Annotated in this window: 21 protein-coding genes; 13 read left to right on the forward strand and 8 right to left on the reverse strand. The window is 71.0% G+C overall.

Going from position 1 to position 22000, the window contains the following annotated elements; genetic code table 11:
- Positions 1-62 precede the first annotated feature (62 nt).
- A complete protein-coding gene (locus ABZZ38_RS08605) occupies positions 63-281 on the forward strand; it encodes a hypothetical protein (protein ID WP_356737134.1) in 219 nt (72 codons plus the stop codon).
- A gap of 293 nt (positions 282-574) precedes the next feature.
- On the opposite strand, the gene ABZZ38_RS08610 is transcribed toward ABZZ38_RS08605, so the two are convergent.
- The 3 genes from ABZZ38_RS08610 to ABZZ38_RS08620 all read right to left on the reverse strand — a co-directional run bounded on the left by ABZZ38_RS08610 (position 575) and on the right by ABZZ38_RS08620 (position 3151).
- Entirely contained in the window at positions 575-1660 is a 1086-nt protein-coding gene (locus ABZZ38_RS08610; RefSeq protein ID WP_356737136.1) for a trypsin-like peptidase domain-containing protein, read from the reverse strand.
- A gap of 100 nt (positions 1661-1760) precedes the next feature.
- A complete protein-coding gene (locus ABZZ38_RS08615) occupies positions 1761-2483 on the reverse strand; it encodes a methyltransferase domain-containing protein (protein ID WP_356737138.1) in 723 nt (240 codons plus the stop codon).
- Between the two features lie 71 nt (positions 2484-2554).
- Positions 2555-3151: a DUF3043 domain-containing protein gene (locus ABZZ38_RS08620; RefSeq protein WP_356737140.1), complete on the reverse strand. Its 597-nt coding sequence runs from the start codon at positions 3149-3151 to the stop codon at positions 2555-2557.
- 252 nt (positions 3152-3403) lie between these two features.
- Between ABZZ38_RS08620 and ABZZ38_RS08625 the strand changes: the two genes are divergently transcribed.
- The 5 genes from ABZZ38_RS08625 to ABZZ38_RS08645 all read left to right on the forward strand — a co-directional run bounded on the left by ABZZ38_RS08625 (position 3404) and on the right by ABZZ38_RS08645 (position 9764).
- Positions 3404-4204, forward strand: a complete 801-nt coding sequence (locus tag ABZZ38_RS08625; RefSeq protein ID WP_356737142.1) for a PspA/IM30 family protein — start codon at positions 3404-3406, stop codon at positions 4202-4204.
- 10 nt (positions 4205-4214) lie between these two features.
- The gene (locus ABZZ38_RS08630; protein WP_356737144.1) at positions 4215-4502 is read left to right on the forward strand and encodes a hypothetical protein; all 288 of its coding nucleotides are present in this window, start codon (positions 4215-4217) and stop codon (positions 4500-4502) included.
- Positions 4503-4602: 100 nt separating this feature from the next.
- Entirely contained in the window at positions 4603-5853 is a 1251-nt protein-coding gene (locus tag ABZZ38_RS08635; RefSeq protein ID WP_356737146.1) for a sensor histidine kinase, read from the forward strand.
- Positions 5850-6527 carry a response regulator transcription factor gene (locus ABZZ38_RS08640; RefSeq protein ID WP_356737148.1) on the forward strand — a complete coding sequence of 226 codons (678 nt, stop codon included), beginning with the start codon at positions 5850-5852 and terminating at the stop codon, positions 6525-6527. The genes ABZZ38_RS08635 and ABZZ38_RS08640 overlap by 4 nt, the downstream gene beginning before the upstream one ends.
- Positions 6528-6650: 123 nt before the next feature.
- Positions 6651-9764: an efflux RND transporter permease subunit gene (locus ABZZ38_RS08645; RefSeq protein ID WP_356737150.1), complete on the forward strand. Its 3114-nt coding sequence runs from the start codon at positions 6651-6653 to the stop codon at positions 9762-9764.
- A 72-nt stretch (positions 9765-9836) separates the two neighbouring features.
- Here ABZZ38_RS08645 and nadA read toward each other — a convergent pair whose 3' ends face one another.
- A complete protein-coding gene (gene nadA, locus ABZZ38_RS08650) occupies positions 9837-11015 on the reverse strand; it encodes a quinolinate synthase NadA (protein ID WP_356737152.1) in 1179 nt (392 codons plus the stop codon).
- Between the two features lie 246 nt (positions 11016-11261).
- Between nadA and erpA the strand changes: the two genes are divergently transcribed.
- Complete coding sequence (gene erpA, locus ABZZ38_RS08655) at positions 11262-11618, forward strand: iron-sulfur cluster insertion protein ErpA (RefSeq protein WP_064071056.1); 357 nt, start codon at positions 11262-11264, stop codon at positions 11616-11618.
- Positions 11619-11763: 145 nt separating this feature from the next.
- On the opposite strand, the gene ABZZ38_RS08660 is transcribed toward erpA, so the two are convergent.
- Positions 11764-13176 carry a hypothetical protein gene (locus tag ABZZ38_RS08660; RefSeq protein ID WP_356737154.1) on the reverse strand — a complete coding sequence of 471 codons (1413 nt, stop codon included), beginning with the start codon at positions 13174-13176 and terminating at the stop codon, positions 11764-11766.
- Positions 13177-13259: 83 nt separating this feature from the next.
- The gene (locus ABZZ38_RS08665; RefSeq protein WP_356737156.1) at positions 13260-13481 is read right to left on the reverse strand and encodes a hypothetical protein; all 222 of its coding nucleotides are present in this window, start codon (positions 13479-13481) and stop codon (positions 13260-13262) included.
- A 129-nt stretch (positions 13482-13610) separates the two neighbouring features.
- On the opposite strand from ABZZ38_RS08665, the gene ABZZ38_RS08670 reads away from it, so the two are divergent.
- On the forward strand, positions 13611-14588 hold the full coding sequence (locus ABZZ38_RS08670; RefSeq protein ID WP_356737158.1) for a carbohydrate kinase family protein: 978 nt from the start codon (positions 13611-13613) through the stop codon (positions 14586-14588).
- Here the strand turns inward: ABZZ38_RS08670 and ABZZ38_RS08675 are convergent.
- Complete coding sequence (locus ABZZ38_RS08675; RefSeq protein ID WP_356737160.1) at positions 14585-15970, reverse strand: aminotransferase class V-fold PLP-dependent enzyme; 1386 nt, start codon at positions 15968-15970, stop codon at positions 14585-14587. The two genes, ABZZ38_RS08670 and ABZZ38_RS08675, sit on opposite strands and share 4 nt — an antisense overlap.
- 259 nt (positions 15971-16229) lie before the next feature.
- On the opposite strand from ABZZ38_RS08675, the gene ABZZ38_RS08680 reads away from it, so the two are divergent.
- The 4 genes from ABZZ38_RS08680 to ABZZ38_RS08695 all read left to right on the forward strand — a co-directional run bounded on the left by ABZZ38_RS08680 (position 16230) and on the right by ABZZ38_RS08695 (position 20712).
- The gene (locus ABZZ38_RS08680; RefSeq protein WP_356737162.1) at positions 16230-17201 is read left to right on the forward strand and encodes a cytochrome c oxidase subunit II; all 972 of its coding nucleotides are present in this window, start codon (positions 16230-16232) and stop codon (positions 17199-17201) included.
- Positions 17198-18949, forward strand: a complete 1752-nt coding sequence (gene ctaD / locus ABZZ38_RS08685; protein WP_356737164.1) for a cytochrome c oxidase subunit I — start codon at positions 17198-17200, stop codon at positions 18947-18949. Before ABZZ38_RS08680 ends, ctaD begins: the two co-directional genes overlap by 4 nt.
- Entirely contained in the window at positions 18946-19344 is a 399-nt protein-coding gene (locus ABZZ38_RS08690) for a cytochrome c oxidase subunit 4 (protein ID WP_356737166.1), read from the forward strand. The genes ctaD and ABZZ38_RS08690 overlap by 4 nt, the downstream gene beginning before the upstream one ends.
- Positions 19345-19455: 111 nt before the next feature.
- On the forward strand, positions 19456-20712 hold the full coding sequence (locus ABZZ38_RS08695; protein ID WP_356737168.1) for an Ig-like domain-containing protein: 1257 nt from the start codon (positions 19456-19458) through the stop codon (positions 20710-20712).
- Between the two features lie 22 nt (positions 20713-20734).
- Here the strand turns inward: ABZZ38_RS08695 and ABZZ38_RS08700 are convergent, their stop codons facing one another.
- Positions 20735-21136 carry a hypothetical protein gene (locus tag ABZZ38_RS08700; protein WP_356737170.1) on the reverse strand — a complete coding sequence of 134 codons (402 nt, stop codon included), beginning with the start codon at positions 21134-21136 and terminating at the stop codon, positions 20735-20737.
- 202 nt (positions 21137-21338) lie between these two features.
- Here ABZZ38_RS08700 and ABZZ38_RS08705 point away from each other — a divergent pair, with 202 nt between their 5' ends.
- Entirely contained in the window at positions 21339-21959 is a 621-nt protein-coding gene (locus ABZZ38_RS08705) for a heme-copper oxidase subunit III (RefSeq protein WP_356737172.1), read from the forward strand.
- Positions 21960-22000 lie beyond the last annotated feature (41 nt).

The raw sequence follows: 22000 nt of genomic DNA on the forward strand, positions 1-22000 counted from the left end.
GCTGCGCGCCCGGCTACGCTGCGGGCAGGAAACCGATCACCTGGTGGACCCGGGAGGCGCACATGGCATGGACGTGGCGGTTCGAGAAGTCCGACGGCACGGAGGTCCGGCCGGCGTCCCCGCCGGAGGAGTTCCCGACCCAGGGCGACGCCGAATCCTGGATCGGCGAATCCTGGAAGGACCTCCAGGAGGAGGGCGTGGACCAGGTCTTCCTGCTGGAGGACGACACGGAGATCTACGGCCCGATGAGCCTCCACGCCGAAACCGAACCCGCGGAGTAACCCCCCTGTCGGCAGCCGCCCCCGGGCCGCGACGGGCGGCCCTCTCCACGCGGGTCGGGTGGCTGCCGCGCCGGGCGGCCCTCTCCACCCGGCTCGGGGCCCGGGCGTCAGCCCGGTACTGCGGAAGGGGCGGGGGTACGTCGGAGTGGGACCGGCCCCCGGCAGGCGCCCGGCCCGACGCGGCTCTGGCGGGGTGGGGGGCGCAGCCTCGCGTCCGGCTCGGGTCCGGGGCGCACCCCGGTTCCGGGAAGGGGCGGGTGGGGGAGCCCCCCGCCCGGCGGAGGCTCCCGCCCTCACATCTCGCCCAGCGTCACCGTCGCCACCCCCCGCCTCCCTTCCCGCTCGTACGTCACCCGCACCCGGTCCCCCGGCTTCGCCGCCGCCAGGGCCTCCAGCAGGGACGTGATCGTCGTGATCGGGGTCTCCCCGAACCGGGTGATGACGTCGCCCTCCCGCAGCCCCGCCTCCGCCGCCGCCCCGCCGGACGTCGTCTCGACGATCGCCACGCCCGCGGGTCGGTAGGCGTCGTCCAGCACGGTGCGGCCCGCGATGCCGAGGGCCGCGCGGCCCGAGTCGGTGACGCGGCCGGTGCGGACGATCTGGTCGGCGACCGTGCGCACCATCGACGCGGGGATCGCGAACCCGATCCCCGGGGCCGTGCTCCCGCTCGTTCCGGGGTCGGCCGCCGCCAGCGTCGGGATGCCGATGACCTCACCGGCGAGGTTGACCAGCGCGCCCCCGCTGTTGCCGGGGTTGATGGCCGCCGAGGTCTGGATCATGTTGCCGATCGTCGCGCCCGTACCGCCGCCCGAGCGGCCCTCGCTCACGGTGCGGCCGGTCGCCGAGACGATGCCCTGGGTGACGCTGCCGGACAGGCCGAGCGGTGAGCCCATCGCGAGGACGATCTGGCCGACCTCCACCTTCGACGAGTCACCGAACCTCGCCGGCTTGAGCCCGGCCGGGGGCGCGTCCAGCTTGATGACGGCGAGGTCCTGCTCGGGATAGCTGAAGACCAGCTTCGCGGGCAGTTCGTCCTCGCCCGTCGCGACGGTCACCCGGAACGACCGCTGCTCGCCCACGACATGGGCGTTGGTGACGATGTGCCCCTGGTCGTCCCAGACGACGCCGGAGCCGAGGCCCGGGCCGGCCTCGATCTGCGCGACCGACGGCAGGACGTCCCGGATGACGTTGCGGTAGTCCTCCTCCAGCTCACCGGCTGCCCGCGCGGCCGGGGCGGCGGCCGGCGCCGTCGACGGCGGGGGCGACGCGGGCGACGCGTGCGGTGGACCGGGTGGCGCGGGCGGGGCGCCCACACAGCCGCCCAGCAGCACAGCGGCGGCGGCGATCACGGGCAGCACGCGCACGGGAGCAGCACTCATGCCGTGAGTGTCCCCGCGCGACCCCCGCCCCGGCCCGCTCAGCGCGCCCGATCAGGGGGTCGGGGCCGGAACCGCGCTCCAGCCCGCCCGTCGGCGACCGTCAGCCCCGTACACCGCACAGGTGCAGGAGCGCGGCGACCCGGCGGTACGGCTCGGTGCGACTCGCGCGGTCCTCCGCCGCCAGCAGCCGCTCCAGCTCCTCGGCCGCGGGCAGGCCCTCCTCGTTCGCCACGTTGTCGGTGAAGACCCGCACCCCGTACCAGGTCCGGAGCGGGGCCGCGATCCCCGCGAGCGTCGCCGTCAGCTCCTCCAGCCGGTCGGCCCGTACGGGAAGCCCCAGCCGGTTGACGTAGGTGTCCGACTCGAAGGCCGCCAGCGCCCCCGACCAGTCCCCGGCCAGGCCCGGCCGCATGGCCAGCGCGTCCGCGTTCCGGACGAGCAGCGAGAGCAGGCCGCCCGGCGCCAGCATCCGGGCGAGGCCCGCCAGCATGGCGTCCCGCTCGTCCACGTACATCAGCACGCCGTGGCAGAGCACGACGTCGAAGCTGCCCGGCAGGAAGTGCGCGCCGGTCTCCCGGCCGTCCCCCTCGATCAGCCGGAACCGCTCCCGGATACCCGCCGGCTCGCTCGCGAGCGCCTCACGGGCCGCCTTCAGCATCCCGGGGTCGGACTCCAGGCCCGTGACGCTGTGTCCGGCCCTGGCCAGGCGCAGGGCCTGCGTGCCCTGGCCCATGCCGACGTCGAGTATCCGCAGCCGCTGCCCCACCGGATAGCGGGCGGCCATCTGCTCGTCCAACTGGCGGGCGACGAGCTCCTGGCGCACCGTGTTGCGCAGTCCGCCGAGCCCGTCCAGCCATACCCCCGATGCGCCTCCGAAGCCGGAGACCTGGGTGCTCAGGGCCGCTCTCCGCGCTTGACCTGCGGCTTCGGCAGCCGCAGCCGGCGCATCTGGAGCGTACGCATCAGGCCGTACGCCACGGCGCCACGCTTCGGCTCGTTGGGGAAGCGCTCCTTGAGCTGCTTCTTCAGCCGGATCGACAGGCCGACCGAATCGATGACGATCATGGCGATCACGCCGAGCCACAGCAGCAGGGCGATGTTCTGCAGCTGGGCGACCCGGACCATGGACAGGACCAGGATCACCACCGCGAGCGGCAGGAAGAACTCCGCGACGCAGAAGCGCGAGTCGACGAAGTCGCGCACGAAGCGGCGCACCGGTCCCTTGTCACGGGCCGGAAGGTAACGCTCATCACCGCTGGCCAGCGCCTCGCGCTGCTTGGCCAGGTCCGCGCGGCGGGCCTCGCGCTGACGGCGCATGGCCTCCTTGCGGTCGGTCGGCACGGTCTGCGCACGGCGGCGTTGCGTCTGGGCCTCACTCCGCTTCGGGGTCGGGCGGCCCTTGGGGGCCTGGGGGTCGCGGGGCTGCTTGGAGAGGTCCGCCGTCACCTTGTCGGTGGGGGCCTTCTCTTCCTTCGAACGGCTACGGAACACAAAGCCCAAGGGTACGGGGTGGGCGGCATGGACCCCACCCCGGCGGGGAACGATCCGGCAACGGCCTGCGTCCACGGATACGAGGGGTACGGGGCCCACCTACTCCTCGCGCCGGATCGGAGCCGTGCGCAGTCGTCCTTGGGGATGAGCGCACCGGCGCTCGAACAGTGCGGTAATGGATGCAGGGCCCGTACTGTGGGTTCTGTTGGAGTGCCGCAGCCGAAGTCCGTCAGAAGGGGGCGCGCGAAGCCCATGAGCGGTGTCATGAAGCGTATGGGGATGATCTTCCGCGCGAAGGCCAACAAGGCCCTTGACCGGGCCGAGGACCCGCGCGAGACCCTCGACTACTCGTACCAGAAGCAGCTGGAGCTGCTCCAGAAGGTGCGCCGCGGCGTCGCCGACGTGGCGACCTCGCGCAAGCGTCTGGAACTGCAGCTGAACCAGCTCCAGAGCCAGTCGTCCAAGCTGGAGGACCAGGGCCGCAAGGCGCTGGCGCTGGGCCGCGAGGACCTGGCCCGGGAGGCGCTGTCCCGCAGGGCGGCGCTCCAGCAGCAGGTCACCGACCTGGAGACGCAGCACCGGACCCTCCAGGGCGAGGAGGAGAAGCTGACGCTCGCCGCGCAGCGGCTCCAGGCCAAGGTGGACGCCTTCCGTACGAAGAAGGAGACCATCAAGGCCACGTACACCGCGGCCCAGGCGCAGACCCGGATCGCGGAGTCCTTCTCCGGGATCTCCGAGGAGATGAGCGACGTCGGCGTCGCCATCCAGCGGGCCGAGGACAAGACCGCGCAGCTCCAGGCGCGGGCCGGGGCGATCGACGAGCTGCTCGCCTCCGGCGCGCTCGACGACCACTCGGGGCTGGCGAAGGACGACCTCCAGGCCGAGCTGGACCGCCTCTCCGGCGGTACGGACGTGGAGCTGGAGCTCCAGCGCATGAAGGCGGAGCTGGCCGGCGGGACCACCGCGCAGCAGGCCATCGAGGGTGGCGCCCCGCAGGACCAGGAGCGGACTCGGACCCAGCAGCAGTCGAACCCGCGGTTCGACAAGCAGTGAGGACGGCGTCATGATCGTGAGGATCATGGGGGAGGGTCAGGTGCGGGTGGCGGACAGCCACTTCGCCGAACTGAACAAGCTCGACGACGAGCTGCTCGCCGAAATGGAGTCGGGCGACGGGGAGGGTTTCCGTCGCACGTTCCGGGCGCTCCTGGACGCCGTGCGTCAACTCGGCGATCCGCTCCCCGACGACTCCCTCGAACCCTCCGAACTGATCCTGCCGTCTCCCGACGCGACCCTCGAAGAGGTCCGCTCGATGCTCTCCGACGACGGACTCATCCCGGGCTCACCGGCCTGAGCCCACCGCCGCACCGGCCCGCACCTCCGACACCGCCCAAGTGCCCCGCCCCGAACCCGGGGCGGGGCACAGCGCGTTCCACGCCGTACCGTTGCCCGACGTGAACTCCCTCGGAACCGGGCTCGTACGCGGCCGGTGCTGGCTGCGCGACCACCCTCTCGCCCTCGACGGCGCCCTGGCGCTCGCCGTCCTCGTGTGCATGGTCGCCGGTTCGTTCGCCGATCCGCACGGCAGCCCGAACGGCCCCACGTTCGGTGACCGCACCCCCGACGCGCGCAGCGTGCTGCTCATGCTGACCGGTGCCGCCGCCCTCGTCTGGCGCCGCCGCACCCCGCTGCGCGTGCTGCTGCTCACCGGCGCCGTCTCCGTCGTCGAGCTCGCCGAGGGCGATCCGGCCGCGCCCGTCGCGATGAGCGCCGTGATCGCGCTGTACACCGTCGCCGCGCGCACCGACCGGCCCACCACCTGGCGGGTCGGCCTGCTGACGATGACGGTGCTGACGGCCGCGGCGATGCTGCTCGGCTCCGCTCCCTGGTACAGCCAGGAGAACCTCGGCGTCTTCGCGTGGAGCGGCATGGCCGCGGCGGCGGGCGACGCCGTGCGCAGCCGCCGCGCCTTCGTCGACGCCATCCGTGAGCGCGCCGAACGCGCCGAACGCACCCGCGAGGAGGAGGCCCGCCGCCGGGTCGCCGAGGAGCGGCTGCGCATTGCCCGTGACCTCCACGACGTCGTCGCGCACCACATCGCGCTGGTCAACGTGCAGGCGGGGGTGGCCGCCCACGTCATGGACAAGCGGCCCGACCAGGCCAAGGTGGCCCTCGCGCACGTCCGCGACGCCAGCCGCTCCGCGCTGAACGAACTGCGGGCCACGGTCGGCCTGCTGCGCCAGTCCGGCGACCCCGAGGCGCCCACCGAACCGGCCCCCGGCCTCGCCGTGCTGGACGACCTGCTCGCCACGTTCCGGCATGCCGGGCTGCCCGTGGAGCTGGCCCGCACCGACCACGACACGCCGCTGCCCGCGGCCGTCGACCTCGCGGCGTACCGGATCATCCAGGAGGCGCTCACCAACGTCCGCAAGCACGCGGGCCCGGACGCCACGGCCGAGGTGAGTGTCGTACGGGTGGGCCGCACGGTCGAGGTGACCGTCCTCGACAACGGCGTACCCGCCCGCGCCCGAGGGGATGGCCCGCTCACCCCCGCCCAGGGCGACAGCGGTGGCCACGGACTCGTCGGCATGCGCGAACGCGTCACCGCCCTCGGCGGCACCCTCACCGCGGCCCCCCGCTACGGCGGCGGTTTCCGCGTGCACGCGATACTTCCCCTCACCGCGCCGACAGGGGAGGCCACGTGACCATCAAGGTGCTGCTCGCTGACGACCAGGCGCTGCTGCGCAGCGCGTTCAAGGTCCTCGTGGACTCCGAGCCCGACATGGAGGTGGTCGGCGAGGCGGCCGACGGCGCCGAGGCCGTGGCCCTGGCCCACTCGCGGCGGGCGGACGTCGTCCTGATGGACATCCGCATGCCCGGCATGGACGGGCTGGCCGCCACCCGCGCGATCAGCGCGGACCCGGACCTCGCGGGCGTACGCGTCGTGATGCTGACGACCTTCGAGGTGGACGAGTACGTCGTCCAGTCGCTGCGCGCCGGGGCTTCGGGCTTCCTCGGCAAGGGCGCCGAGCCGGACGAGCTCCTCAACGCCATCCGGATCGCCGCGGCGGGCGAGGCGCTGCTGTCACCGGCGGCCACCAAGTCCCTGATCGCCACCTTCCTCAGCCAGGCCAGGGACACCGCGGACCCCTCCACCCGCTCCGACCGCCTTTCCGCGCTGACCGTACGGGAGCGGGAGGTCCTCGTCCTCGTCGCCGGCGGCCTGTCCAACGACGAGATCGCCGACCGCCTCGAAGTCAGCCCGCTGACCGTCAAGACCCACGTCAACCGGGCCATGGCGAAGCTGGGCGCCCGCGACCGCGCGCAACTGGTGGTCACGGCGTACGAATCGGGCCTGGTACGCCCCAGGGCGGAGTGACCCACTACTCCATCCGGTGTAGGCGGCCCGTGAGCAAACGGGACCTGGGACCGACGGAACCCTCCCCTCCATGGCCGATCGTGTGAAGACCCGCCGATACGCACGCCATAGAAGAGAGACCCCATGTCCTGGCTGTCCCGGTTCAGCCTCGCGCAAAGGGCCCTGATAGGGCTGATGTCCATCGTGGCGATCGTCTTCGGGGCGATCGCCATCCCGCAGCTCAAGCAGCAGCTGCTGCCCACCATCGAACTCCCGATGGTGTCCGTCCTCGCCCCCTATCAGGGCGCCTCTCCGGAGGTGGTCGAGAAGCAGGTCGTCGAGCCGCTCGAATCGACCATCAAGGCGGTCGACGGCATCGAGGGCATCACCTCCACGGCGAGCGAGGGCAACGCCGTGATCATGGCCACCTTCGACTACGGCGACGAGTCCGCCGAGCAGCTCGTCGCCGACGTCCAGCAGGCCGTGAACCGCGCCCGCGTCCAGCTCCCCGAGGGCGTCGACCCGCAGGTCGTCGCCGGCTCGACCGACGACATCCCGACCGTCGTCCTCGCCGCGACCTCCGACCACGACCAGCAGGCCCTGGCCGACCGGCTGGAGCGGACCGTCGTCCCCGCCCTGGAGGACATCGACGGCGTCGGGCAGGTCTCCATCGACGGCGTGCAGGACCTCCAGGTCTCGGTCACACCCGACCCGGCCGGGCTGGCGGCGGCCGGACTGGACACCATGTCCCTGGCCGAGGCCCTGAAGGCGGGCGGCGCGACCGTCCCCGCGGGCTCCTTCTCCGAGGGCGGCACGAACCGTACGGTCCAGGTCGGCGGCGGCTTCACATCCCTCACCCGGATCCAGGAACTCCGTATCCCCGCCAAGAACGGCAAGGCCGTCCGCCTCGCCGACGTCGCCACCGTCGCCCGGACGGAGTCCACCCGCGTCTCGCTCACCCGCACCAACGGCAAGCCCAGCCTCGCCGTGATGGCCACCATGGACAACGGCGGCAGCGCGGTCGCCATCTCCGAGGCGGTCAGGGAGAAGCTGCCCGAGCTGCGCGAGGACCTCGGCTCCGGCGCCGAGCTGACCGTCGTCAGCGACCAGGGCCCGGCGGTCTCCAAGGCGATCTCCGGCCTCACCACCGAGGGCGCGCTCGGGCTCGTCTTCGCCGTCATCGTGATCCTGGTCTTCCTGGCGTCCCTCCGCTCCACCCTGGTGACGGCGGTCTCCATCCCGCTCTCCGTCGTCCTCGCCCTCATCGTGCTGTGGACGCGGGACCTCTCCCTCAACATGCTGACGCTGGGCGCGCTGACCATCGCGATCGGCCGGGTCGTCGACGACTCGATCGTCGTGCTGGAGAACATCAAGCGGCACCTCGCCTACGGCGAGGAGCGGCAGGCGGCCATCCTCACCGCCGTACGCGAGGTCGCGGGAGCCGTCACCTCCTCCACCCTCACCACCGTCGCCGTGTTCCTCCCGATCGGGCTGGTCGGCGGCATGGTGGGCGAGCTGTTCGGCTCCTTCAGCCTGACGGTCACCGCGGCCCTGCTGGCCTCGCTGCTCGTCTCCCTGACGGTCGTGCCGGTCCTCTCGTACTGGTTCCTCCGCGCCCCCAAGGGCACCTCCGCGGACCCCGAGGAGGCCCGACGCGCGGCCGAGGACAAGGAGTCGCGCAGCCGGCTCCAGCGCCTGTACGTCCCCGTCCTGCGCTTCGCCACCCGCCGCCGTCTGACGAGTGTCGCCATCGCCGTCGTCGTCCTCGTGGGCACCTTCGGCATGACGCCGCTGCTCAAGACGAACTTCTTCGACCAGGGCGACCAGGAGACACTCTCGATCCGGCAGGAACTGCCGCCCGGCACCAGCCTGGAGTCCGCCGACGCCTCCGCGAGGAAGGTCGAGAAGGTCCTCTCCTCCCTCCCCGAGGTCGAGGACTACCAGGTCACCGTCGGCTCGTCCGGCTTCATGGCGGCCTTCGGCGGCGGTACGGGTGCGAACCAGGCCTCGTACCAGGTGACCCTCGCCGACTCGGCGTCGTACGAGAAGACCCGTGACCGCATCGACGCGAAGCTGGCCGGGCTCGACGGCATCGGCGACACGACGATCGCCGCGGGCGACGGCTTCGGGAACCAGGACCTGAGCGTCGTGGTCAAGGCGGCCGACGCGGACACCCTCAGGAAGGCGGCGGACCGGGTACGCGCCGAGGTCTCCGGGCTGGAGGACGTCACCGACGTCCAGAGCGACCTCTCCCAGTCCGTTCCGCGCGTCTCGGTCACGGCCAACGCCAAGGCGGCGGACGCCGGGTTCACCGACGCCACCCTCGGCATGGCGGTCACCCAGGCGGTACGCGGCATCCCGGCCGGCAAGGCGGTCCTGGACGACACCGAGCGCGACATCGTCATCACCCCGGCGTCCCCGGCCCGCACCCTGGCCCAGCTCAAGGCGGTGCCCCTCGGCCCCGCCAAGCTGTCCGACCTGGCCGACGTGAAGCTGGTCCCCGGCCCCGTCTCGATGACCCGGATCGACGGCTCGCGGGCGGCGACGATCACGGCGAAGCCGACCGGTGACAACACGGGCGCGGTCAGCGCCCAGCTCCAGTCGAGGATCAGGGCGCTGGACCTCCCGGACGGGGCCACGGCGACCATCGGCGGTGTCTCCGAGGACCAGCAGGAGGCCTTCCTGAAGCTGGCCCTGGCGATGCTGGCGGCGATCGCGATCGTCTTCATGCTGCTGGTCGCGACCTTCCGGTCGCTGATCCAGCCGCTGATCCTCCTGGTCTCCATCCCGTTCGCGGCGACCGGCGCCCTCGGTCTCCTGGTGGCCACGGGCACCGCCATGGGCGTCCCGGCCCTGATCGGCATGCTGATGCTGATCGGCATCGTGGTCACCAACGCGATCGTGCTGATCGACCTGATCAACCAGTACCGGGCGCAGGGGCTGGGGATCGTCGAGTCGGTCATCGAGGGCGGTCGCCACCGCCTCCGCCCGATCCTCATGACGGCACTGGCGACGATCTTCGCCCTGCTGCCCATGGCGCTGGGCATCACGGGCGAGGGCGGCTTCATCGCCCAGCCGCTCGCGGTCGTGGTGATCGGCGGCCTGGTGACGTCCACCCTGCTCACCCTGGTGCTGGTCCCGACGCTCTACGCGATGGTCGAGCTCCGCAAGGAGCGCCGCGCGAAGAAGAAGGCGGCCAAGCGCGCGGCGCAGCCGGCCCCCGCGACGGAGAAGGTGCCGACGCCGACCGGCGTGTGACCGCACCCGGCAGCGCGAAAGGGGCGCCCCGCTTCCCGGCGGGGCGCCCCTTTCACACGCGTAGGGGCGGGGTTACGGCAGCGCCAGCATCCGCTCCAGCGCCAGCTTCGCGAAGCTCTCCGTCTCGCGGTCGACCTGGATCCGGTTGACCAGCTTGCCCTCGGCGAGCGACTCCAGCGTCCACACCAGGTGCGGCAGGTCGATGCGGTTCATCGTGGAGCAGAAGCACACCGTCTTGTCGAGGAAGACGATCTCCTTGCCCTCATCGGCGAAACGGTTCGCCAGACGGCGGACCAGGTTCAGCTCGGTACCGATCGCCCACTTCGAGCCGGCCGGAGCCGCCTCCAGCGTGTTGATGATGTACTCGGTGGACCCGACGTAGTCGGCCGCGGCCACGACCTCGTGCCTGCACTCCGGGTGCACCAGCACGTTCACGCCGGGGATCCGCTCGCGCACGTCGTTCACGGAGTCCAGCGAGAAGCGCCCGTGCACGGAGCAGTGCCCGCGCCACAGGATCATCTTCGCGGCGCGCAGCTCCTCGACCGTCAGCCCGCCGTTCGGCTTGTGCGGGTTGTAGAGGACGCAGTCGTCCAGCGACATCCCCATGTCGCGCACGGCGGTGTTCCGCCCCAGGTGCTGGTCGGGCAGGAAGAGCACCTTCTCGCCCTGCTCGAAGGCCCAGTCCAGGGCGCGCTTGGCGTTCGACGAGGTGCAGATCGTGCCGCCGTGCTTGCCGGTGAAGGCCTTGATGTCGGCGGAGGAGTTCATGTACGAGACGGGGACCGTCACCTCGGCGATGCCCGCCTCCGCGAGCACGTCCCAGCACTCGGCGACCTGCTCGGCCGTCGCCATGTCGGCCATGGAGCAGCCCGCCGCCAGGTCCGGCAGGACGACCTTCTGGTCGTCGCCGGTCAGGATGTCGGCCGACTCGGCCATGAAGTGCACGCCGCAGAAGACGATGTACTCCGCCTCCGGCCGCGCCGCCGCGTCACGGGCGAGCTTGAAGGAGTCGCCGGTGACGTCGGCGAACTGGATGACCTCGTCGCGCTGGTAGTGGTGCCCCAGCACGAAGACCTTGTCGCCGAGCTTCTCCTTGGCCGCGCGGGCGCGCTCCACCAGGTCCGGGTCGGACGGCGACGGCAGGTCACCGGGGCACTCGACTCCCCGCTCGCTCCTCGGGTCGGCCTCGCGGCCGAGCAGCAGAAGGGCGAGCGGCGTCGGCTGGACATCCAGGGGCTGGGCGGTGGTCACGTCACGCACCCTTTCTTCTAAGCCTTTTCGTCTAATTGACGCTATCTATCATAACCGCTTCACGTCACTTTGACGATGGCCATAGTGTCGATGTGACACATCCCCTCTCCCCGTGGCGGTGCTTGCCCGGAGGCCGGTGTGCGAGCATGAAGGAACAAGACAAGCGCTCGGCCCCGGAATGAATCCGCGGCCCCGCCGGTTGCAACCGTCGGCAAGCAGTCTCCGTACAACCCGGGAGAGAAGCAGATGTCCGTATCGGACGAGAAGACCACTGTCAGCGACGGCATCCTCCTGTCGGACGCCGCCGCGGCCAAGGTCAAGGCCCTGCTCGACCAGGAAGGCCGCGACGACCTCGCGCTGCGCGTCGCCGTACAGCCCGGCGGTTGCTCCGGCCTGCGCTACCAGCTCTTCTTCGACGAGCGCTCGCTCGACGGTGACGTCGTCAAGGACTTCAACGGCGTCAAGGTCGTCACCGACCGCATGAGCGCGCCGTACCTCGGCGGTGCCTCCATCGACTTCGTCGACACGATCGAGAAGCAGGGCTTCACCATCGACAACCCGAACGCCACCGGCTCCTGCGCCTGCGGCGACTCCTTCAGCTGATCCCGGCGTCGCGGCTGAGCCCGGCGTACGGCCTGACGTACGCGGGCGCCTGACGTGCGAAGGCGGCGGCCCCCACCATCCGGGGCCGCCGCCTTCGTCGTACGTCCTCGGCCGTCGTGCGTCCTCGGCGCGGAAAAGCCAGGGGTTACTTCCGCGGTACGGCGGTGCCGCCGGCCGCGTCCACGACCTTCCGGTCACCCAGCGGCTTGTCCAGCGTCACCGACGCGGTCTGCTCCTGGGCGATCGCGATGCAGTACCGCTCCGGCTCCGGCGGCGACTCGACCACCGTCACCCTCACCTGCGTGGCGCTCTCCGCCGCCTTCACCGTGTACGTGCTGCACACGCCGCCCCAGAACGTGACGGTCAGCTTCCGCCCGGCGCCGTCCACGCGGTACGACTCGACCCGCCGCCCCGACGCGTCGGGCAGCTCCGGCCGCGTCGGCGCCGGCGCGGGCGCCAGGTGCGCGGGGGACACCGCCGGATAGGTGATCGTGAACGGCTCCGCGCCGCCCTTCGGCTCCACCTCGAACAGCCACGACGGTACGAGCGCGGGGCGCCCCTCCGTGAACTGCGCCGCCAGCCCGAAGACCGCCGAGCCGATCGTCACCGTCTCCTTCTTCGCGGTGCGCTCCGGCTCACAGGGGGCGGCCGGCTCGGCGTCGCCGCGCTCCACCGGCGCCGGTGTCGCGCACCCGCCGATCCCGACGCGCCCGTCCCCGGACGACCGGTTCAGCAGTTCCAGCGCCTTGTCGGCGCCGATCACCGGGTACTCGTCGCCCTTGGCGGGCTCCTTCAGCCGCCCGCTGCCCCCGACGACACGCCCGTCCGGGCCGACCTGGACGCCCGTCGACCAGCCGTACGTCGGCAGCCCGCCGACGACCGGGTCGGCGTTGACCACCCGGACCGCGCCCATCAGCTGCGTGGCGTCCAGCTTGGCGTCGTCCTGGCCCAGCGCCTTCAGCACGGGCGCGGCGGCCTTCTCCGCGGCCTCCTCGCTCACCGGCCGCCCGCCCGGGAAACCCCCGGCCGAGGCGCCCCCGCCCGAGGGGCACCGCGTGGCCTTGCGGCAGTCGTCCCCGGTCGGCGCGGCTCCGAGCGTCCACGTCCCCGGCGCCTCCCGGCCCACCTGGAGGTGCGAGCCCGAGCCGTCCTTCTCCGGGCCGACCTTCCACGCCGAGCCGTCCAGCCGCGGCGTCCCCGTCACGCCCAGCGCCTTGGCCAGCCGCGCCACCTCGCCGGCGCCGACGGTGCCCCGCGGCCGGTACAGGTGCGCCGAGTCCGGCCCGTCCGGCAGCTCGCCCCGGGCCCGGTACACCACGCCGCCCGGATCCGGCTCACCGGGCGCGATCCCCGGCGTCCCGGTGTGCCCGTCGAGCGCCAGCGGCGGAGGCGTGGCGCGTCCCGCGGCCGGCGTGGCGGAGCCGTCGTCCGACGCTGCCGTGGCGAGGTACGCCCCGCCACCCCCGGCGAGCAGCACCGCCGCCGCCACCGAGGCGACGGCGAGCGGCGAACGCCGCCGACGGGGGCTGTCCTGAGGTGTGGGCTCCGTACTGCTCACCGCAACGCTCCTTCGTCCGTCGTATCCCCCGCGCGGGAGACACCGATGGGACGGAGCGGAGGAGCGCGCGGTTCCCCCGGCCCTCAGGCGCCGTACTCGGCCGTGGCGTCGATCAGCCGCGCGGACGCGGCCGGGACGACCACCCCGTGGATCAGCGACGGCGAAACGGGCGCCGAGGGCACGTCCTCCGGAGGTGCCACCCAGTGGGGCACCATGCGGGCGCTGTCCCCGCACAGCTCGGCCAGGCCGAACTCGACACCCGTCTCGGATCCCTCGTGCCCCCGCGAAACGCTGTACTTGGTCATGAACGCACCGTACGCACGAGAAAGGGCACCGAAAAAGACCTACTATCGGGTAGTTTCCGCCCTGGGGGGCCGGAGCCGGACCCGGTAGCGTTAACCGTCAACCTCCCCTCCCCGCAGGAGCGCCCAGCCGTGCGTATCGCAGTCACCGGCTCCATCGCCACCGACCACCTCATGACCTTCCCCGGCCGATTCGCCGACCAGCTGGTCGCCGATCAGCTGCACACGGTCTCCCTCTCCTTCCTGGTCGACAACCTCGACGTACGCAGGGGAGGGGTGGCGGCCAACATCTGCTTCGGCATGGGACAGCTCGGGACGCGCCCGATCCTGGTCGGCGCGGCCGGCTCCGACTTCGACGAGTACCGCGCCTGGCTCGACCGGCACGGCGTCGACACCGCCTCCGTCCGGATCTCCGAGGTCCTGCACACCGCGCGCTTCGTCTGCACCACCGACGCCGACCACAACCAGATCGGCTCCTTCTACACCGGCGCCATGAGCGAGGCCCGTCTGATCGAGCTGAAGGCCGTCGCCGACCGCGTCGGCGGCCTCGACCTGGTCTCGATCGGCGCGGACGACCCCGAGGCGATGCTCCGCCACACGGAGGAGTGCCGGACCCGCTCCATCCCGTTCGCCGCCGACTTCTCCCAGCAGATCGCCCGCATGGACGGTGACGAGATCCGCACGCTCCTCGACGGCGCGACGTACCTGTTCTCCAACGAGTACGAGAAGGGGCTCATCGAGTCCAAGACCGGCTGGACCGACGAGGAGATCCTCACCCGCGTCGGCCACCGCGTCACCACCCTCGGCTCCCGGGGCGTCCGCATCGAGCGGGCCGGCGAGCCGGTCATCGAGGTCGGCTGCCCCGAGGAGGAGGCCAAGGTCGACCCGACCGGCGTCGGCGACGCCTTCCGCGCCGGCTTCCTGTCCGGCCTGTCCTGGGGCGTCGGCCTGGAGCGCGCCGCCCAGGTCGGCTGCATGCTCGCCACGCTCGTCATCGAGACGCTCGGCACCCAGGAGTACACGCTGCGCCGCGCCCACTTCATGGAGCGCTTCGCCAAGGCGTACGGCGACGAGGCCGCCGCCGAGGTCCAGGCCCTCCTGCCGCGCTAACCCACCCGGCGGACCACGTAGGCCACACCGTGGTCCGCCGGTCGCTCGCCCACGTACTCCTGGCCGCGCATCTCGCACCACGCCGGGATGTCGAGCCGGGCGGCCCCGTCGTCGCTGAGGACCGTGACGGTCCCGCCGACCGGCACGTCGTCGATGACCTTCGCCAGCTCGATCACCGGGATGGGGCAGCGCTTCCCGATCGTGTCCACGACCAGCGACTCACCGCCGTCCCGCGCGGCCACGTCGCCGTGGTCCGGAGCGCCGAACCGCTCCCGTATCCCCTTCACCGCCGCAGGCAGCACCTCCAGGAACCGGTCCACGTCGGCCTCGGCCGTCCCCGCAGGCAGGGACACCCGCACGTTGCCCTCCGACAGGACTCCCATGGCGCGCAGCACATGGCTGGGTGTCAGCGTCGAACTCGTGCACGACGAACCGGACGAAACGGAGAAACCCAGCCGGTCCAGCTCGTGCAGCAGGGTCTCCCCGTCGACATAGAGACACGAGAACGTCACCACATGGGGGAGCCGCCGCACCGGGTCGCCGACCACCTCCACATCCGGCACCATCTCCGGCACGCGCGTCCGGATCCGCTCCACCAGCCCGCGCAGCCGCTCGCCCTCCGCCGCCGCCTCGGTCCGCACCGCCCGCAACGAAGCCGCCGCCGCCACGATCGCCGGGATGTTCTCGAACCCGGCCGCCCGCCCCGACTCCCGCTCGTCCACCGGCCCCTTGGGCGCGAACCGGACCCCCTTGCGCACCACGAGCAGCCCCACGCCCGCAGGCCCACCCCATTTGTGGGCACTTGCCGTGAGCAGCGACCAGTCACCGCGCACCGGGCCCCACGCCAGCGACTGCGCGGCGTCCACCAGGAGCGGCACCCCCGCCTCCCGGCAGGCCTCGGCGACCCGGGCCACCGGCTGCTCGGTTCCCACCTCGTGGTTGGCCGACTGGAGACAGGCGAGCGCGGTGTCGTCCCGCAGCACCGCCGCGTACGCGTCCGGCTCCACCCGCCCGGCCCGGTCCACCGGCACCTCGGTCACCGTCCCGCCGTCCGCCTCGTGCGCGGCAGCGGCATGGAGCACGCAGGAGTGCTCCACCGCCGACACCACCAGATGCCGCCCGACACGCCGGCGCCCGGCGAGCGCCCCGGCAACCCCGGAGTGCACCGCCCGCGTACCCGATGGAGTGAACACGAGCTCGTCGGGCCGGCACCCCACGGCCTCCGCGGCGGCCTCCCGCGCCGCGTCGAGCAGCAACCGCGCCCGCCTCCCCTCCCGGTGGAGCCGCGCGGGATCGGCCCACCCCTCGTCGAGCGACGCCTGCAGGGCCTGCCGCGCGACGGGGTGGAGGGGAGCGGACGAAGCGGAATCGAAGTAGGCCACACGCCCACGCTAACCCCGCCCCCTTCCGGCCCGCCCACCCCCGTGTCCCCCGGGCGTCGCCGGCGCCCTCGGGCGGGCGAGCCTCCCCGAAAGAGGGGCCCGGCGGCGCGTTGGGCACCCTCCCCGCGCGACCCCAAATAGCGTCCAGTAGGGTTTGGTCCGCATAAACATCCAAACCCCTGCCCGCGTCAGGGCCGGCGACCGACCAGCGTGACGGCCGCAGCCGAACGCGCGGGCGAGACTCTCGGGAAGGCGCTACGTGAGTCCCAACGGCTCCGACCGCTCGTCGCGGCGCCCGATGCGGCGGAAGCTGCCGCAGGTGCTGACTGCGGGCCTGATCCTGGCTACCGCCTCCGGTTGCTCGTACAACTGGGAGGACTTCCCCCGCCTTGGTATGCCCACCCCGGTGACGGAGGAGGCTCCGCGGATCCTCTCCCTCTGGCAGGGCTCGTGGGCGGCAGCGCTCGCCACGGGCGTGCTGGTCTGGGGCCTGATCCTGTGGAGCGTCATCTTCCACCGGCGCAGCCGCACCAAGGTCGAGGTTCCTCCGCAGACCCGGTACAACATGCCGATCGAGGCCCTGTACACGGTGACCCCGCTCATCATCGTCTCGGTGTTGTTCTACTTCACCGCGCGCGATGAGTCGAAGCTCCTCGAACTCTCCAAGAAGCCGGCGCACACGATCAGCGTCGTCGGCTACCAGTGGAGCTGGGGCTTCAACTACGTCGAGAACGTCGACGGCAAGGCCGAGACCGACGCCAAGTCCAGCACGGAACTCGCGGTCATTCCGGACAGGCTCCGGAAGGACTTCCCCGCGGGTGCCGAGGGCGTCCACGACTACGGCATCCCCGGCACCCGCAACCCCCAGAACGGCAACCCGGGTCCGACCCTGTGGCTGCCGAAGGGGGAGAAGGTCCGGTTCGTCCTGACGTCCCGTGACGTCATCCACTCCTTCTGGGTCCTTCCCTTCCTGATGAAGCAGGACGTTTTCCCCGGTCACAACGTCAACGTCTTCGAGGTGACGCCGACCCAGGAGGGCACCTTCCGCGGCAAGTGCGCCGAGCTGTGCGGTGTCGACCACGCCCGGATGCTCTTCAACGTCAAGGTGGTCTCCCCGGAGCGCTACCAGCAGCACCTGAAGGAGCTGGCCGAGAAGGGGCAGACCGGTTACATCCCGGCGGGCATTGAGATGACCGACTCGGCCAGGAACTCGGAGAGCAACCAACTGTGAGCATCCTCAACGAACCTCAGGGTGCCGCCACGGCAGCCGACGGCTCGGTGACCGAGCCGTATGAGAACGAACATCCCGTACGGCGCAGGCGGCCCGGCAATGTCGTCGTGAAGTGGCTGACCACCACCGACCACAAGACGATCGGCACGCTCTACCTGGTCACCTCGTTCATCTTCTTCTGCATCGGTGGTCTGCTGGCGCTCTTCATGCGCGCCGAGCTGGCTCGTCCGGGCACGCAGATCATGTCGAACGAGCAGTTCAACCAGGCGTTCACGATGCACGGCACGATCATGCTGCTGATGTTCGCGACGCCGCTGTTCGCCGGATTCGCGAACTGGATCATGCCGCTGCAGATCGGCGCGCCCGACGTGGCGTTCCCGCGGCTGAACATGTTCGCCTACTGGCTCTACCTCTTCGGCTCGCTGATCGCGGTGGCCGGCTTCCTCACCCCGCAGGGCGCGGCCGACTTCGGCTGGTTCGCCTACACGCCGCTGTCGGACGCGATCCGCTCGCCCGGTGTCGGCGCCGACATGTGGATCATGGGTCTGGCCTTCTCCGGCTTCGGCACGATCCTCGGCTCGGTCAACTTCATCACCACGATCATCTGCATGCGCGCTCCCGGCATGACGATGTTCCGCATGCCGATCTTCACCTGGAACGTGCTGCTGACCGGTGTGCTGGTCCTGCTCGCCTTCCCGGTCCTCGCCGCCGCGCTCTTCGCGCTGGAGGTGGACCGCAAGTTCGGTGCCCACATCTTCGACCCGACCAACGGTGGAGCGCTGCTCTGGCAGCACCTCTTCTGGTTCTTCGGGCACCCGGAGGTGTACATCATCGCGCTGCCGTTCTTCGGCATCGTGTCGGAGATCATCCCGGTCTTCAGCCGTAAGCCGATGTTCGGTTACATCGGCCTGGTGGCCGCGACCATCGCGATCGCCGGTCTGTCCGTGACGGTGTGGGCGCACCACATGTACGTCACGGGCGGTGTGCTGCTGCCGTTCTTCTCCTTCATGACCTTCCTGATCGCGGTGCCGACCGGTGTGAAGTTCTTCAACTGGATCGGCACCATGTGGAAGGGCTCGCTGTCCTTCGAGACCCCGATGCTCTGGACGATCGGCTTCCTGGTCACCTTCACCTTCGGTGGTCTGACCGGCGTCATCCTGGCCTCGCCCCCGATGGACTTCCACGTCTCCGACTCGTACTTCGTCGTCGCGCACTTCCACTACGTCGTCTTCGGCACCGTGGTCTTCGCGATGTTCGCGGGCTTCCACTTCTGGTGGCCGAAGTTCACGGGCAAGATGCTGGACGAGCGCCTCGGCAAGATCACCTTCTGGACGCTCTTCATCGGCTTCCACGGCACGTTCCTGGTGCAGCACTGGCTCGGTGCCGAGGGCATGCCGCGTCGCTACGCGGACTACCTCGCCGCCGACGGCTTCACCGCGCTGAACACGATCTCCACGATCGCCTCGTTCCTGCTCGGCCTGTCGATCCTCCCGTTCTTCTACAACGTCTGGAAGACGGCCAAGTACGGCAAGCCGGTCGGCGTGGACGACCCGTGGGGCTACGGCCGGTCGCTGGAGTGGGCGACGTCCTGCCCGCCGCCGCGGCACAACTTCCTCACGCTGCCGCGCATCCGCTCCGAATCGCCGGCCTTCGATCTGCACCACCCTGAGATCGCCGCTCTCGGCCAGCTCGAGAACGACGGGCAGAAGGACACCGCGCTGTTCGGTGGCAAGGAGGTCGGCAAGTGAAGATCCAGGGCAAGATGTTCATCTGGCTGAGCTTCTTCATCCTGGCCATGGCCATCGTGTACGGCCTGTGGTCCAAGGAGCCGGCCGGTACGACGGCGCTCTTCCTGGCCTTCGGCCTGGCGATCATGATCGGCTACTACCTGGCCTTCACGGCCCGGCGCGTGGACGCCATGGCGCAGGACGACAAGGAGGCGGACGTCGCGGACGAGGCCGGTGAGGTCGGCTTCTTCTCGCCGCACAGCTGGCAGCCGCTCTCGCTGGCGATCGGTGGCGCCTTCGCGTTCCTGGCCGTGGCGCTCGGCTGGTGGCTGCTGTACTTCTCCCTGCCGCTGGTCCTGATCGGCCTGTGGGGCTGGGTGTTCGAGTACTACCGGGGCGAGAACCAGAACCAGTAGTCCGGTTCCATGCTCCTCAAGGCCCGGTGCCCTCCGTATGGAGGGCACCGGGCCACTCTTTTGGAGTCATCCCGCGTGCCGCTGCGCACCGCTCTTCCTACGGTGTGCTTTATGAGCCACACCCCACGCATAAGCACCGCCTTCAGCTGCACCCTGCTGGTCGCCGTCGTCGGGGCGAGCGCGACCGCGTGCGGTGGCCCGGAGGGCCACCCCCTGGCCGCTGAGCCGTACGACGCGGCCCGGCAGATCTCCTTCAACGCGCCCTCCGGTGACCGCAAGGCCCCTCTGGACAAGCCGCTCGAAGTCACCGCCAGGGGCGGGGACGGCCGCATCACGGACGTCACGGCGGTCGACACCGCGGGCCACTACCTGGCCGGCGAGCTCTCCGCGGACGGCAGCCGGTGGCGCTCCACGGGCCCGCTGGTGGCCGGGACGCGCTACACCGTCAAGGTCGCCACGGAGGACAGTGACGGCGCTCCGGGCGGCCGTACGCTGACATTCGAGACGGCGCCCGCCAAGAGGGTCCTGACCGTCTCATTCGGCCCGCAGGCGGGCACGTACGGCGTCGGGCAGCCCGTCACCGCCGAGCTCAGCGCCCCGGTCGCGTCGAGGGAGGGCAGGGCCGCCGTCGAGCGCTCCCTGAAGGTCCGTTCGGCCCCGGCCGTCGAAGGGTCCTGGTACTGGGTGGACGACAAGAAGCTGCACTTCCGGCCCAAGGAGTTCTGGCCCGTCGGCGCGTCCGTCACGGCGACCGGCAATCTCGCGGGCGTCCGGATAGAGCGCGACCTGTACGGCGGCCGAGTCAAGGACCTCAGCCTCACCATCGGCGACCGCGTCGAGGCCATCACGGACGCCGCGGCGCACCGGATGACGGTCAAACGCAACGGGCAAGTGATCAACACCATTCCGGTGACCACCGGAAAGCCGGGCTTCTCCACCCGTAACGGCATCAAGGTGGTGCTCGGCAAGGAGTACTTCGTACGGATGCGGAGCACCACCGTCGGCATCGCCGCGGGCAGCAGCGAGTCGTACGACCTGCCCGTCTACTACGCGACGCGGGTCACCTGGAGCGGGGAGTACGTCCACGCGGCGCCCTGGTCCGTCGGATCGCAGGGTTCCGCCAACGTCAGCCACGGCTGCACGGGCATGTCCATGAGCAACGCCGAGTGGTTCTTCAAGACCGTCCGGCCGGGCGACCTCGTCACGGTCGTCAACAGCTCCGGCAAGGAGATGGACCACTTCGGCAACGGGTTCGGCGACTGGAACCTGCCCTGGGACGCGTGGCGTACCGGCAGCGCGCTGACCGCCCCGACCCACCCGCACGCCACCCCGGAGGACCCGGCGAGGCTCCGCCCCGCCGTCGCCTGAGGCGAACCGGCCCCCCGAGGAATCACGCCTCCACGGCGAGCCGCCCGCGCAGCAGGGCGGCCAGGGCGTCGGCGAACTCGACCGGGTCCACGGGGAGGGTGACGGCCGCGTCCGCGCGGCTCCAGGTGGCCAGCCAGGCGTCCTGGGGGCGGCCGATCAGCAGGAGGACGGGCGGGCAGCGGAAGATCTCGTCCTTGATCTGGCGGCAGACGCCCATCCCGCCGGCGGGCGTCGCCTCGCCGTCCAGGACGCAGACGTCGATGCCGCCCTTGTCCAGCTGTTCGAGTACGGCCGGGAGTGTCGCGCACTCGATGTACTCGACCGGCGGAACGTCGGCCGCGGGCCTGCGTCCGGTCGCCAGCCGCACCTGCTCGCGGGTGTTGGCGTTGTCGCTGTAGACCAGGACGGTGGCGCTCGACTGCATTGTTCCTCCGAGGACGTCGGCGGCATGGGCAGGAACCGATGCGCCGGATGCTACTCCTCCGCGCCCCGTGTCCACACCGGTTCGGACATGCCTTCGACGGGTGGCCGGAGGCCCGCTTCGGTGGGCCGTTCGGGCTGGCCGGACCCCATCAACACACCGAACGGCACCCCCCGGAGTGAGGGCGGGATAAGCGACCGACATAATGTCGGTCGTGGCGACAGCAACGACAGTAGAAACCGGGCACGCGCACCCGTCGGTCAATCGGCCGAACCTCACCAGCGTCGGAACCATCATCTGGTTGAGTTCCGAGCTGATGTTCTTCGCGGCCCTCTTCGCGATGTACTTCACCCTGCGATCGGTGACGGGTGCCGAGTTCTGGGCAGAGAAAGCCAATGCGCTGAACTTCCCGTTCTCGGCGACCAACACCACGATCCTGGTGCTCTCCTCCCTCACCTGCCAGCTCGGCGTGTTCGCCGCCGAGCGGGGCGATGTGAAGAAGCTCCGGGCGTGGTTCATCATCACGTTCGTGATGGGTGCCATCTTCATCGGCGGCCAGGTCTTCGAGTACACCGAGCTGGTCAAGCACGAGGGGCTCTCCCTCTCGTCCGACCCGTACGGCTCGGTGTTCTACCTGACGACCGGCTTCCACGGCCTGCACGTGACGGGCGGTCTGATCGCCTTCCTGCTGGTCCTGGGCCGGACGTACGCGGCGAAGAGGTTCACCCATGAGCAGGCAACCGCCGCCATCGTCGTGTCCTACTACTGGCACTTCGTCGATGTCGTCTGGATCGGCCTCTTCGCCACGATCTACATGATCAAGTAATCGGGCCCGTACGCAGGTACGCCCGACACATCCAGCAAGCA

Origin of the sequence: Streptomyces sp. NPDC006368 (assembly GCF_040612535.1) — a bacterium.
Classification (GTDB): Bacteria; Actinomycetota; Actinomycetes; order Streptomycetales; family Streptomycetaceae; genus Streptomyces.